This window comes from Stenotrophomonas sp. As-7, from assembly GCF_030291015.1.
Lineage (GTDB): Bacteria > Pseudomonadota > Gammaproteobacteria > Xanthomonadales > Xanthomonadaceae > Stenotrophomonas > Stenotrophomonas lactitubi.
In genome coordinates, this window is the sequence record NZ_CP127405.1 from 4604951 (window position 1) to 4616993 (window position 12043).

The window sequence follows — 12043 nt, forward strand, 5'->3', positions numbered from 1 at the left end:
CCTACATCAAGGCATCGGCCAGGCGCGCGATGCCTTCGCGGCTGCGCAGCCACGCGGGGCGCTTGCGCCATTGCTCCAGGTCCAGCAGGCGCGACTGGCGCAGATAGTCGTCCTCGATGGCGCACAACTGTGTGACCAGTTGTCGGTCGTAGCAGATCAGGCCGATTTCGGCGTTCAGCGCGAACGAACGGATGTCCATGTTGATCGAGCCGAGCACGGCGATGTCCTCGTCCACGCTCATGTGCTTGGCATGCAGGAACTGCGGCTCGTACAGCGCGATCTGCACTCCGCAGCGCAGCAGCTCGTCGTAGTAGGCCTCCTGTGCCCACGAGGTCAGCCGCTGGTTGTTGCTGGCCGACAATATCAACTGCACCTGCACGCCGGACAGTGCGGCGATGCGCAGTGCACTCAGCGTTGCTTCGTCGGGCACGAAGTACGGCGTCACCATCACCAGCCGGCGCCGGGCAAGATGGATCAGCGCGGCCACCGCATCGCGCGCGTTGCTGTAGGGGTACGCCGGGCCGCTGGGCAGCAGCTGGGTGGCGATGTCCTCGCTGCACACCGGCACATCGGCGATGACGTCCAGGCGCTGCCCGGTTTCGATGTACCAGTCGCTGGCGAACACCGCCTCCAGGTGCGCCACTGCTGGCCCGCGTACGCGCGCCACCAGTTCGCGGTTGGGGTGCCCCGCAACGAATTCAGGCCGCGCCAGGTTCTGCGAACCGACGTAGCCCACTTCGTTGTCGATCACTGCGATCTTGCGATGGTTGCGCAGGTCCATGCGTCCGCTGCGGCGCCAGCGCAGGCCGCCGGGCAGCATCGCGCGCACTTCGACGTCACGTGACCGCAGCCGCTTGCTGTACGCACGCAGGCCGCGCTTGGCGCCCACCGCATCCAGCAGCACGCGGCACTGCACGCCGCGCGCGGCGGCACGCTGCAGGGCTTCGACGATGGCCTCGCCCACCGTGTCATCGAACATCAGGTAGTACAGCAGGTGCACCCGGTCCTGGGCCTGGTCGATGTCGGCGATCAGGTTGTGCAGGGATTCGTCGTAGTCGGTCAGCAGGTCGACCGCGTTGCCATGCACCGGCATGAAATCGCCCTGGCGCTGCACCAGCGGCACCACTTCGGCACTGGCCGAGTCGGGCTGTGGCGTCCAGCGCAGTCGGCGCTGCAGCGCCTGCTCCTCGCGGATCACCTGCGAGGCCTCGGCCTGCCGGCGGATGCGTTCGCGCGACAGCCACGGGTGGCCAAACAGCAGGTACAGCGGCAGGCCCAGCAGCGGCACGAAGCCGACCAGCAGCAGCCAGCTGCGCGCCGCGCCCGGCGTGGTGCGGGTGGGGATCCAGCACAGCGCCACCAGCCGGATCAGCCAGTCGATCAGCAGCAGATACGAACCCAGCAACCACTCGAACAGCATCAGGCGCGCCCGTCGGGAGGGTGATGGGCCATTCTGCCCAGCGGGGTGGGTGGAGTCGAGCCGCGCCAAGCGTGCCGACCAACGGTCGGCACCCACCGGGGTCGGAACGTGTCGACCGAGGTCGACACCTACCGGGGGCGGGGGGCCACAAAAAAACCCGCCACGAGGGCGGGTTTCTTCGGAGGCAATCAGCAATCCTTGCGGATTACTTGATCTTGCCTTCCTTGTACGGGACGTGCTTGCGCACGACCGGATCGTACTTGGAGAATTCCATCTTCCCCGGGGTGTTCTTCTTGTTCTTGTCGGTCGTGTAGAAGTGACCGGTACCAGCGGTCGAAATCATACGGACCTTATCGCGCTTGCCTGCCATGATCGTCTACTCCTCAGACCTTTTCGCCGCGCGCACGCAGCTCAGCCAGAACGGAATCGATACCGTTCTTGTCGATGGTGCGCAGTGCATGCGCGGAAACACGAAGCTTCACCCAGCGGTTCTCGCTGGCAACCCAGAAGCGGCGCTCGTGCAGATTCGGCAGGAAACGACGACGGGTCTTGTTGTTGGCGTGCGAGACGTTGTTACCCGTCTGCACTCGCTTGCCGGAAACCTGGCATACGCGGGACATGGCGCACCTCGATAGTAAGTTGTGTCAGCCCGTAGCCCGGGAGACGGCGGCCTCGATGGTTGCCCACCACACGTCAAGAGAATCAAAGGGTTACGCTGGCGTTGGGCGGCCGGGGACGTGCTCCCGGGGGCGCCGCCCGATAGAAAACCGGACACAGCGAGCCGCGCATTATGCACGGGTTCAAGCACTTGCGCAAGTTACCCACAGGGCAAGGCTGAACACGGCGACGGGGGCCAGCTCAGCGCAGGTGTGGAATGACCTGGGCCAGCAGATGGGCGTCCTTCAGCGCGCCGTGCAGGCCACGATTACCGGGAATGCGCAGGCGCTGCAGCACATCGTCCAGCTTGTTGCCCTGGCCGGGCCAGCGCCCCCGCGCCAGCTTCAGGCTGCAGGTCACGCGGCAGTGCTGGGCCAGCCCATCGGCGATGCCGGCCAAGCGCAGCTCGTTGTCGAGGAAGCCGACGTCGAAGGTAGCGTTGTGCGCGACCATCTCGCTGCCACGCAGGAACTCCAGCAGCTCGGCGGCCTTGCTCGCGAACAGCGGCTTGCCCACCAGCATCGCATCGCTGATGCCGTGCACGCGCTGCGCGCCCCAGTCCACTTTGCGCTGCGGCTGCAGATAGGTGTGGAACTGGCGGCCGCTGAGCTGACCATCGATCAGTTCCACCGCCCCGATTTCAATCACCCGGTGGCCCAGACGATGCGAGATGCCGGTGGTTTCGGTGTCCAGCGCGACGATGCGGCTCATGCCGCACACCTGTGAGCAGCAACGCGCAGGCAGGAGACAACGGACGGTAGTGAAGGGAGTGCGGTCATGCGGTGCTGGATCCTGGTGCGCGCGCCCGTGCAGCGTGGGCAGGTGATGCGGGATTGTCCCATGCGGCGCGCCAACGGGTAGGCGGGACGAACACTGCGATACCGGCATACTGCCGCCTCACTGCGGAGGCTCCAATGCGATTGCTGGCCCTCACCTACGGCACCGAAGGCGATACACGCCCGCTGGTCATGCTCTGCCACGGGCTGATCGCGGCCGGCCACGACGTCATGCTGCTGGCCGACGGCGGCACCCTGGGCAGCGCGAAAGCAATGGGCGTCCGGCACGCGGCGCTGGAAGGCGACATCCACGATGAAGTGGTGGCGCTGGTCTCACGCGGCAACGGCGTGGCCGCCGCCAGCACCGGGCTGGCACGGATGGCGCTGCAGCACGTCGCCGGCTGGATGCGCCAGGCCGATGCTGCAGCCGAGGGCTGCGATGCGATCCTGACCGGCGGCCTGGCGGCGTTCGTCGGCATGAGCGTGGGCGAACGTCGTGGTCTTCCGGTGATCGGCGCCGGCATGATTCCGCTGACGCCGACGCGCGCATTCCGCTCGCCCTTCCTGCCACCCGGGCGCTCGCCGGGATGGTTGAACCGGGCCAGCTACGGACTGGTCAACGGTCTGATCTGGCGGCAGTTCCGTGGCCCGATCAACGCTGCCCGCCAGCACGCCGGGCAGCCGCCACGACGCTCGCTGTGGACCGGCCTGCCGATGCTGTACGGCATCTCGCCGCAGCTGCTGGCACCGCCTTTGGACTGGCCGGCCGACCATGTCGTGTGTGGCCAATGGTCGGCACCTGCTGCGCCGTGGCAACCGTCGGCGGAACTGCAGGCCTTCCTCGATGCCGGGCCACCGCCGGTCTACCTGGGCTTCGGCAGCATGACCGGCTTCGACCGCGAACGTGTGCTGCCGGCGCTGTTGTCGGCGCTGGCACCGCGCCGCGTGCTGCTGTTTCCCGGTTGGGTCGGCGTGCCCGACATGGCGTTGCCCGACACGGTATTTGTGATCGGCCCCACCCCGCATGAAGCCTTGCTGCCGCGCTGCGCGCTGGCGATCCATCATGGTGGCAGCGGCACCACGCATTCGGCCTGTCGTGCCGGCATACCGTCGATGGTGATGCCGTTTGCCGCCGACCAGTTCTTCTGGGCCGATCGCCTGCAGCGGCTGGGTGTAGCGCCTGCGCCGCTGTCACCGAAACGGTTGCAGCCGCAGGCGTTGGCCGATGCACTGGCGTTCGCCGAGCAGGCGGCTACGCGCGCGCGTGCAGCCGCGCTGGGCGCTGCAATGGCGAACGAGGACGGAGTGGCATGCGGCGTAGCGGCGATCGAGCGGTGGCTCAGCCCAACGTCTCCACCACCCACTCAATGAACACCCGCAGCCGCTGGCTCATGTGCCGGTTCGGCGGGAACATCACGTGCATCGGCATCGGCGGCAGGCGCCAGTCCTGCAGCACCGGCAGCAGCTCGCCGCGCGCCACATGCGGTTCGGCCATGTAGCTGGGCAGCGCGACCACGCCGAGGCCGGCCAGACCCGCCGCCAGATAGGCGTTGCCATCATCGAAGCCGATTGAATAGCGCCCCTGCACCTCGATGCGCTCGGCACCGCGCTGCGCGGTGAACACGCGGGCGCGGCCACTGCGCGGGCTGAGGAAACCGACCGTGTGGTGGTCCGGCCCTTGCATCGCGCGCGGGTGTTCCGGCATACCGAACTGCTGCACATAGCCAGGGCTGGCATGAAAGCCGATCGGCAGGCTCGCCAGCGGACGCGCCACCAACGCCGGGTCGGCCGGAGTTCCGCCGCGGATCACGCAGTCGACGTTGTCGGCGATGACATCAACCTCGCGGTCGCTGACCCCCACCTCCAGCTGGATCTCCGGATAGCGCGCCTGGAAACCGGGCAGCGCCGGCACCAGCCGCAGCCGCGCATACGGTCCGGGCACATCGATGCGCAGGCGACCGCGCGGTTGTGCGGCGGCATCGCCCAGGCCGCCCTCCACCTCTTCCAGCTCGGCCAGCAGACGCACGATGCGCGGGTAATACGCCGCGCCATCGGCGGTGACACTGACCCGGCGCGTGGTGCGGTTGAGCAGCCGCAACCGCAGATGCGCTTCCAGCTGCTGTACCAGCTGGGTGACCGTGGTGCGGCTGAGCTGCAGCGTATGCGCGGCGCGGGTGAAGCTGCCGGTCTCCACCACCCGGGCAAACGCCCGCATCGCCTCGAAGCGGTCCATGTCAGCGGCTCTGATTATTTGGAATTACCAATCAATCTAGGCGCATCATCGCGGTTTATCTAGACAGCGGCAGCGGGGAGGATGGTCTCCTCCCGTCTGGAATCCCCCGTATGTCCCACCGTGATGTCGTCTTTCCCGCCGGCCGGCAGGCGCTGTACGAGCGCAACCGTTACTCGCCGGCGATCCGGTCCAATGGCTTCCTGTTCGTCTCCGGCCAGGTCGGCAGCCGCGAGGACGGTTCGCCCGAACCGGACTTCGAGACCCAGGTGCGTCGCGCCTTCGACAATCTCAACGCGGTGCTGGCCGCGGCTGGCTGCACGTTCGACAACGTGATCGACGTGACCGTGTTCCTGGTCGACCCGGAAACCAACTTCGAAAAGGCCTGGGCGATCGTGCCGGAGTACTGGGGCGAAGCGCCGTACCCGACCCTGACCGGCATCGGCGTGACCTGGCTGTATGGGTTCCAGTTCGAGATCAAGGTGATCGCGAAGCTGCCCGCCGACCGGTAGTGCCGGCCGCTGGCCGGCAATGTGTCGGGGGTCAAAAAGCGTGTCGACCAAGGTCGACACCTACCGGGGCAGCTGGTCGCGCGACAGCAGCCGAGCATGGGCTCGGCTCTACAGAAGCGCATCCCGGTGTCCCACCCCACGGACCGAAAGGCGTGCCGACCAAGATCGGCACCTACCAGAGCAGCAGTCCCGTGCGCGGCGCAGCTGAACGGGAGGTTCCGACGAATTCCCGAGGTGGCCATTGATATTGTATCCACCGAAAACCGCTTGCTAGCCTCCCCTCCATGCGCCGGATCGCCCGCCACCTTCGTTCGTACCTGCTGATGCTGCTGATGGCGGCGTTCGTGGTCGTGCCGGTGGCCGATGTTCTGGCGTGTGCGGTGGAACCGCACGACAGCACGGTGGTGCATGTGGAGTCGGCTGCCGAAGAGCCCGACGGTGGCAATGACAGTGACGGCAAGCACACCGCTGCCTGCAGTCATAACCACTGCCACCACTCCAACCTGAGCCTGCCGGCGAGCACCTTCGCCGCCTTTGGTACGCCGCAACCGGCGCGCTGGATGAATGCAGGCGACGCGGCGACCTATGCGGTCGCCCAGGACGAACTGGCACGTCCTCCCCGGGCGTGAGTTGAGCGCGTCCCGCAATCGCGGGCTCCCGTTTCACTCACAACCGGAATCCCCCTATGTCGATCCTGACACGTCGGTCGCCGCGCGCGGCCGGGCTGGTCGTCGCCGTGCTGCTGGGCCTGATCCCCGCCGCACAGGTCGCCGCACAAGCCGCACCTTCGTACGACACCCTGCTTGAACGTCTCGACCAGCTGCCCGGCGCCCGCGTCGGCGCGGCATTGGCCGAGGCGGCCGACGCCCGCGCCGACCAGGCCCGGGCGCTGCCCAACCCCTCCCTTTCCTGGTCCGCCGAAAACGCCTGGGGCACGGGCTCCTACGGCGGCATGGGCAGGGCCGACACCGTGCTTACCCTGTCCCAGCCTTTGGAGGTCTGGGGCCAGCGTGGCGCGCGCGTCCGCGCCGCCCGCGCCGAGGCACAGGCCGCTGCCCTGCGTGGTTCGCAGAGCCGCAGTGATGTCGCCAGCCAGCTGGCGGCGATCTACGCACAGGCGGAAAGCGCCCTGCGTCGTTACACCCTGGCCGACGAAGCGCTGACCCTCACCCGCGACGATGCGGCGGCGGTCACCGCCATGGTCAAGCATGGCCGCGAGCCGCAGTTGCGCGCGGTGCAGGCACAAAGCGAAGTGGCCAATGCCAGCGCCGCGCTGGATGAGGCGCAGGCCTTCCGCGATGCTGCACTGGCCCGCCTGGCCGGTGCGGCCCTGCTGGATGCACCGGTGCAGACCATCGACGACAGCCTGCTCGACCGCGCACCGCCGACACCGCGCGGCGCCACCGATGTGGCACTGGCCGTGCGCGTCGCCGAAGCCGAGGTGGATGCAGCCGGTCGCCTGGTCGATGTGGAGCGCAAGCGTGCCCTGCCCGACCTCAGCGTCACGGCCGCGCAGACGCGTTTCCGCGAGGACCGTGAGCAGGCCTACACGCTCGGCGTCAGCCTCTCGATCCCGTTGTTCGACCGCAACCGTGGTGGCATCCGCGCCGCCAGTGCCGAACAGCGCGCGGCCGAGGCGCGGCTGGACCAGCAGCGCCGTGACAGCGAAGCGGAACGGTTGTCGGCGGTGGCGGGGCTGAAAGCTGCCGGCAGCCGCACCCGTGCCGCCGATGAAAGCGTCGTGGCCGCCGAGGAGGCCTATCGCCTGGCCCGCGTCGGCTTCGACGCCGGACGCATCTCGCAGCTGGAACTGCGCAGTACCCGCAGTGCCCTCATCGCCGCCCGCGGCACCGCTGTGGACGCGCGTCTGTCGCGCGTCGGCGCGGAAATCGATCTCGCCCGCCTCGAAGGGCGCGCACCTTTTGTGGAGGCCCGATGAACCTGTCCCGCTCTTTCCCCCTGGTGGGTGGCCTGCTGCTGACCGTATTCCTGGCCGGCTGCTCCGGCAACGCACAGACCCCGGACGCGTCGGATGCCGCCAGCAAGGCAGCGGCCGACGACGGCCATGGTCATGCCGCTGACAGCACCGAAGCCAAGGCCGAAACAAGCAAGGTGCCCGACGCCGATGAAGGCGTGGTGCAGCTGACGCCCGAGCAGATCAAGGCCTCCGGCATCGACGTGGTTGCCGTCGGCCGCGGCGGCGGCGGTTCAACGCGGCTGTCCGGCCGGGTGGAGCCATCGATCGGTGCGCGTGCATCGGTCGCCTCCACCGTAACCGGGCGCGTGGAGCGCGTGCTGGTCGCACCGGGCACGGCAGTGAAGCAGAACCAGGCGCTGGCGATCGTGGTCAGCGGCGAGGCGGCGGTGTTCCGCGCCAATGCGGTTGCCGCTGCTGCGGAAGCCGAGGCGGCGCGCCTGGCCCATGGCCGTGACAAGGCGCTGGTCGAACAGGGCGTGGTCGCCCGCCAGGAACTGGAAACCTCACGTGCGCGCTCGCTGGCGGCACAGGCGCAGGCTGCGGCCGCACAGGCACAGGCCGCCGCCAACGGTTCACCCGACAGCAGCGGCCGCGTGCGCATCACCAGCCCGGTGGCCGGCATCGTCGGCAACGTGCAGGTGACGCCCGGTGGCGTGGTGGCAGCCGGCAGCCCGGTGGCCGACGTCGCCGATCCGTCGATGAACGAGCTGGTGTTCACCGCACCGCCAGCGCTGGCCGCACAGGTCAGCCCGGGCATGACGCTGGAAGTGACCGTGCCGGGCGGCAGCTTCAGTGCCACCGTCACCGGTTCTGCCGCCGATGTGCGCCAGCAGGGTGGCGTGGCGGTGATCCGTGCCACGCCGGTCAATGCGGCATTGCCGCCCGCCGGTTCGCCGGTGTCGGCGGTGGTGGTCACCGACGGCAAGGACGGCGCGTTGAGCGTGCCGGCCGATGCCGTGCAGAACGTGGATGGCAGCAGCGCGGTGTTCGTCGCCGTCGAGGGCGGCTTCAAGGTGCAACCGGTGCTGGCTGGCCGACGCGCCGGCGACCGCATTGAGATCCTCGGTGGCCTGAGCGGCAGCGAACGCATCGTCGGCGCCAACGCCTTCCTGCTCAAGGCCGAACTGGCCAAGGGCGAAGCCGAGCACGGGCACTGAGGACCATCCATGTTCAAGCTCATCATTGAAACCGCGGTACGCCACCGCTGGCTGGTCGTAGCCCTGGCTGCACTCATTGCCGCCGTGGGCCTGTTCCAGCTCGGCAAGCTGCCGATCGATGCGGTACCGGACATCACCAACCGCCAGGTGCAGATCAACACCGTGGCGCCGGCACTGACGCCCGAACAGATCGAGCGGCAGGTGACCTATCCGCTGGAAACCGCGCTGGCCGGCATCCCCGGCCTGACCACCACCCGTTCGCTGTCGCGCAATGGCTTCTCGCAGGTCACCGCGATCTTCACCGATGCCACCGACATCTACTTCGCCCGCCAGCAGGTGGCCGAACGCATGCGCGAAGCATCGGAAGACCTGCCCGATGGTGCATCGCCGATGCTGTCGCCGGTCACCACCGGCCTCGGCGAGGTGCTGATGTGGACGGTGGACTTCACCGCGTTCGACCCTGCGAAGCTGGCCAAGCCCGGTGAAGCCGGCTGGCAGGCCGGCGAGGTCTACCGCACGCCGGAAGGCAACCTGCTGCGCACGCCGGAAGAACGCGCCACCTACCTGCGCACTGTGCAGGACTGGATCATCGCGCCGCAGATGCGCTCCAGCCCCGGGCTGGCGGGCGTGGACACCGTCGGTGGCTACGTCAAGGAATACGGCGTGCATCCGGACAGCGCGCGGTTGGCCGCGCATGGCCTGGGCCTGGCCGATCTGGTGACGGCCCTGCAGCGCTCCAACGTGCAGGCCGGTGCCGGCTTCGTGCAGCGTGCCGGCGAAGGCCTGGTGGTGCGTGCCGATGGCCTGGCGCTGACCACCGACGATCTGGCACAAGCGCCGGTGGCCACCCGCAACGGCGTGGTGGTACGGGTGTCCGATGTGGCCGAGGTCGAACTGAGCCGCGCACCGCGCCTGGGTGCGGCCAGCCGCAACGGCCATGAAGCCGTGCTGGGTACCGCGCTGATGATCGCCGGTGGCAACAGCCGCACCGTGGCCCAGGCCGCCGCCGCGCGCCTGGAACAAGTGAACAAATCGCTGCCGGCCGACATCGTGGCAGCGCCGGTGCTGGACCGCAGCGTGCTGGTCAATTCCACCATCAAGACCGTGGCCAAGAACCTCACCGAGGGCGCCCTGCTGGTGGTGGTGGTGCTGTTCCTGCTGCTCGGCAACCTGCGCGCGGCGGCGATCACCGCACTGGTGATCCCGCTGTCGTTCCTGTTCGCAGTGATCGGCATGAACCGCTTCGGCATCAGCGGCAACCTGATGAGTCTGGGTGCGCTGGACTTCGGCATCCTGGTGGACGGTGCGGTGATCGTGATCGAATCAACGCTGCTGATGCTGGGCCAGCGGCGCGCCGAACTGGGCCGTGCATTGACCGCGATGGAACGCCTGCGTGTAGCGGCCGATTCGGCGCGCAGGATGGCGCGACCGGCAGCGTTCGGCCAGCTGATCATCCTGCTGGTGTTCGCGCCGATCCTCACCCTGGAAGGCGTGGAGGGCAAGACGTTCCACCCGATGGCGGCGACCTTCATGCTGGCCCTGGTCGGTGCCTTCATCTTCTCCTTCACCTTCGTGCCGGCGATGGCCGCACTGATGGTGCGCGAGCCGAAGCTGAAGGAAGGCGAGGCACACAGCGATGATGGCGAGCACGAAACGAAGCTGATCCGCGTGCTGCGTGGGCGCATCGAGCCGATCATCCGCCAGGCCGTCGCGCGGCCGCGGTCAGTGGTGGCGGGTGCGGGCTTGATGCTGCTGGTGGGTATTGGTTCGTTCGGCCTGCTCGGCCGCGAGTTCATGCCGACACTGGATGAAGGCAACGTGGCAATGCAGGCACTGCGCGTGCCGTCCACCTCACTGGAGCAATCGCTGGCGATGCAGCTGGCGCTGGAAAAGGCGATTGCCAAGCAACCGGAAGTGGAAACGGTGTTCTCGCGTACCGGTACCGCTGAAGCGGCGATCGATCCGATGCCGACCAACATTTCCGACAGCGTGATCGTGCTCAAGCCACGTGCGGACTGGCCCGATCCGAAGCTGGGCAAGGAAGCGCTGGTGGCCCGCTTCGAAAAGCTGGCCGGCCAGCAGCTGGGCAACAGCTTCGAGTTCAGCCAGCCGATCGAGCTGCGCTTCAACGAGCTGATTTCCGGCGTGCGGACCGATCTGGCGGTGATGATCTTCGGCGATGACTTCAGCCAGCTGCAGAAGGTGGCCGACCAGGTGGCGCTGAAACTGCGTGCGGTGGAAGGTGCGGCCGATGTGCGCGTGGAGCAGATTTCCGGCCTGCCCACGCTCAACGTCAAGATCGACCATGTGGCAGCGGCGCAGTACGGATTGACCGCCGCGGACGTCAGCGATGCGCTGTCCACCGGCATCGGCGGCACGGCGGCCGGCAAGATCTTCGAGGGCGACCGTCGCTTTGACGTGGTGGTCCGGCTGGACGACAGCGCACGCAACGACCCGGATCAGCTGGCCTCGCTGCCGATCGCAACACCGGCCGGTGTGGTGATTCCGCTGTCCTCGGTCGCGCGCATCAGCGTCAGCGAAGGGCCGAACCAGATCAGCCGCAACAACGGCAGCCGCCGCGTGGTGGTGCAGGCCAACGTGCGTGGCCGCGATCTCGGCGGCTTCGTTGGTGAGGCGCAGACCGCCGTCGCCGAGGTGGCGCTGCCGCCCGGTGCGTACCTGACCTGGGGTGGCCAGTTCGAGAACCTGCAGCGCGCGGAAAAGCGCCTGGCCACAGTGGTGCCGGTGGTGTTCCTGCTGATCGGCAGCCTGCTGTTCATGGCCCTGCGCAGCGGCAAGGAAGCGGTACTGGTGTTCAGCTGCGTGCCGCTGGCGCTGGTCGGCGGCATCCTCGCCCTGCTGCTGCGCGGCATGCCGTTCTCGGTGTCGGCAGCGGTGGGCTTCATCGCAGTGTCCGGCGTGGCCACGCTCAACGGCCTGGTTTTGATGCAGGCGATCCGTGAGCGCCTGAACGCCGGTGACGTGCCGATGATGGCCGCAATCAATGGTGCGTCCAGCCGTATCCGCGCGGTGCTGACCACCGCGCTGGTGGCCATCGTCGGCTTCATTCCGATGGCGATCGCCAGTGGTTCCGGTGCGGAAGTGCAGAAGCCGCTGGCAACAGTGGTGATCGGCGGCTTGATCACCGCCACGGTGCTGACCCTGCTGGTGCTGCCGACCTTTGCTGCGCGCGTGGCGAAGGTGCGGGCGGTAGGGTGAGGTGAGAGGGGGTCGGAGCCCTTTCCGCGGGAAAGGGATCCGACCCCGCGCCCGGGTCGGACCCCCGCCACCGTCGGGGCTCCGACCCGACCAC

Annotated in this window: 11 protein-coding genes; 6 read left to right on the plus strand and 5 right to left on the minus strand. The window is 68.1% G+C overall.

Translation table 11 applies throughout. The features are described from left to right. Position 1 precedes the first annotated feature (1 nt). The 4 genes from cls to dnaQ all read right to left on the minus strand — a co-directional run bounded on the left by cls (position 2) and on the right by dnaQ (position 2788). The gene (gene cls, locus QP457_RS21015; RefSeq protein ID WP_205404550.1) at positions 2-1420 is read right to left on the minus strand and encodes a cardiolipin synthase; all 1419 of its coding nucleotides are present in this window, start codon (positions 1418-1420) and stop codon (positions 2-4) included. 205 nt (positions 1421-1625) lie between these two features. Beyond that, entirely contained in the window at positions 1626-1793 is a 168-nt protein-coding gene (gene rpmG / locus QP457_RS21020; protein WP_170272460.1) for a 50S ribosomal protein L33, read from the minus strand. 10 nt (positions 1794-1803) lie between these two features. After that, complete coding sequence (rpmB, locus tag QP457_RS21025) at positions 1804-2040, minus strand: 50S ribosomal protein L28 (RefSeq protein ID WP_005411638.1); 237 nt, start codon at positions 2038-2040, stop codon at positions 1804-1806. Between the two features lie 238 nt (positions 2041-2278). Beyond that, positions 2279-2788, minus strand: coding sequence for a DNA polymerase III subunit epsilon (gene dnaQ / locus QP457_RS21030; RefSeq protein WP_205404551.1), 510 nt, complete (start codon positions 2786-2788; stop codon positions 2279-2281). Between the two features lie 203 nt (positions 2789-2991). On the opposite strand from dnaQ, the gene QP457_RS21035 reads away from it, so the two are divergent. Continuing rightward, complete coding sequence (locus tag QP457_RS21035) at positions 2992-4224, plus strand: glycosyltransferase (protein WP_205404552.1); 1233 nt, start codon at positions 2992-2994, stop codon at positions 4222-4224. Here the strand turns inward: QP457_RS21035 and QP457_RS21040 are convergent. Further along, the gene (locus QP457_RS21040; protein ID WP_205404553.1) at positions 4193-5086 is read right to left on the minus strand and encodes a LysR family transcriptional regulator; all 894 of its coding nucleotides are present in this window, start codon (positions 5084-5086) and stop codon (positions 4193-4195) included. The genes QP457_RS21035 and QP457_RS21040 overlap by 32 nt on opposite strands. 110 nt (positions 5087-5196) lie before the next feature. Between QP457_RS21040 and QP457_RS21045 the strand changes: the two genes are divergently transcribed. The 5 genes from QP457_RS21045 (at position 5197) to QP457_RS21065 (ending at position 11949) form a co-directional block, all read left to right on the plus strand. Beyond that, entirely contained in the window at positions 5197-5595 is a 399-nt protein-coding gene (locus tag QP457_RS21045) for a RidA family protein (protein ID WP_205404554.1), read from the plus strand. A gap of 284 nt (positions 5596-5879) precedes the next feature. After that, positions 5880-6224: a hypothetical protein gene (locus QP457_RS21050; protein ID WP_205404555.1), complete on the plus strand. Its 345-nt coding sequence runs from the start codon at positions 5880-5882 to the stop codon at positions 6222-6224. A 56-nt stretch (positions 6225-6280) separates the two neighbouring features. Then, a complete protein-coding gene (locus QP457_RS21055; RefSeq protein ID WP_205404556.1) occupies positions 6281-7534 on the plus strand; it encodes a TolC family protein in 1254 nt (417 codons plus the stop codon). Then, entirely contained in the window at positions 7531-8730 is a 1200-nt protein-coding gene (locus QP457_RS21060; RefSeq protein ID WP_205404557.1) for an efflux RND transporter periplasmic adaptor subunit, read from the plus strand. Before QP457_RS21055 ends, QP457_RS21060 begins: the two co-directional genes overlap by 4 nt. A 9-nt stretch (positions 8731-8739) precedes the next feature. Continuing rightward, positions 8740-11949, plus strand: coding sequence for a CusA/CzcA family heavy metal efflux RND transporter (locus QP457_RS21065; protein ID WP_205404558.1), 3210 nt, complete (start codon positions 8740-8742; stop codon positions 11947-11949). Positions 11950-12043: the final 94 nt, after the last annotated feature.

What these genes read in the sequence shown, in the direction of transcription:
- QP457_RS21065 (WP_205404558.1), top strand. Translation starts at nt 8,740, where the DNA reads ATGTTCAAGCTCATCATTGAAACCGCGGTACGCCACCGCTGGCTGGTC.
- QP457_RS21050 (WP_205404555.1), top strand. Translation starts at nt 5,880, where the DNA reads ATGCGCCGGATCGCCCGCCACCTTCGTTCGTACCTGCTGATGCTGCTG.
- QP457_RS21035 (WP_205404552.1), top strand. Translation starts at nt 2,992, where the DNA reads ATGCGATTGCTGGCCCTCACCTACGGCACCGAAGGCGATACACGCCCG.
- cls (WP_205404550.1), bottom strand. Translation starts at nt 1,420, where the DNA reads ATGCTGTTCGAGTGGTTGCTGGGTTCGTATCTGCTGCTGATCGACTGG.
- rpmB (WP_005411638.1), bottom strand. Translation starts at nt 2,040, where the DNA reads ATGTCCCGCGTATGCCAGGTTTCCGGCAAGCGAGTGCAGACGGGTAAC.
- QP457_RS21060 (WP_205404557.1), top strand. Translation starts at nt 7,531, where the DNA reads ATGAACCTGTCCCGCTCTTTCCCCCTGGTGGGTGGCCTGCTGCTGACC.
- QP457_RS21045 (WP_205404554.1), top strand. Translation starts at nt 5,197, where the DNA reads ATGTCCCACCGTGATGTCGTCTTTCCCGCCGGCCGGCAGGCGCTGTAC.
- QP457_RS21040 (WP_205404553.1), bottom strand. Translation starts at nt 5,086, where the DNA reads ATGGACCGCTTCGAGGCGATGCGGGCGTTTGCCCGGGTGGTGGAGACC.
- dnaQ (WP_205404551.1), bottom strand. Translation starts at nt 2,788, where the DNA reads ATGAGCCGCATCGTCGCGCTGGACACCGAAACCACCGGCATCTCGCAT.
- QP457_RS21055 (WP_205404556.1), top strand. Translation starts at nt 6,281, where the DNA reads ATGTCGATCCTGACACGTCGGTCGCCGCGCGCGGCCGGGCTGGTCGTC.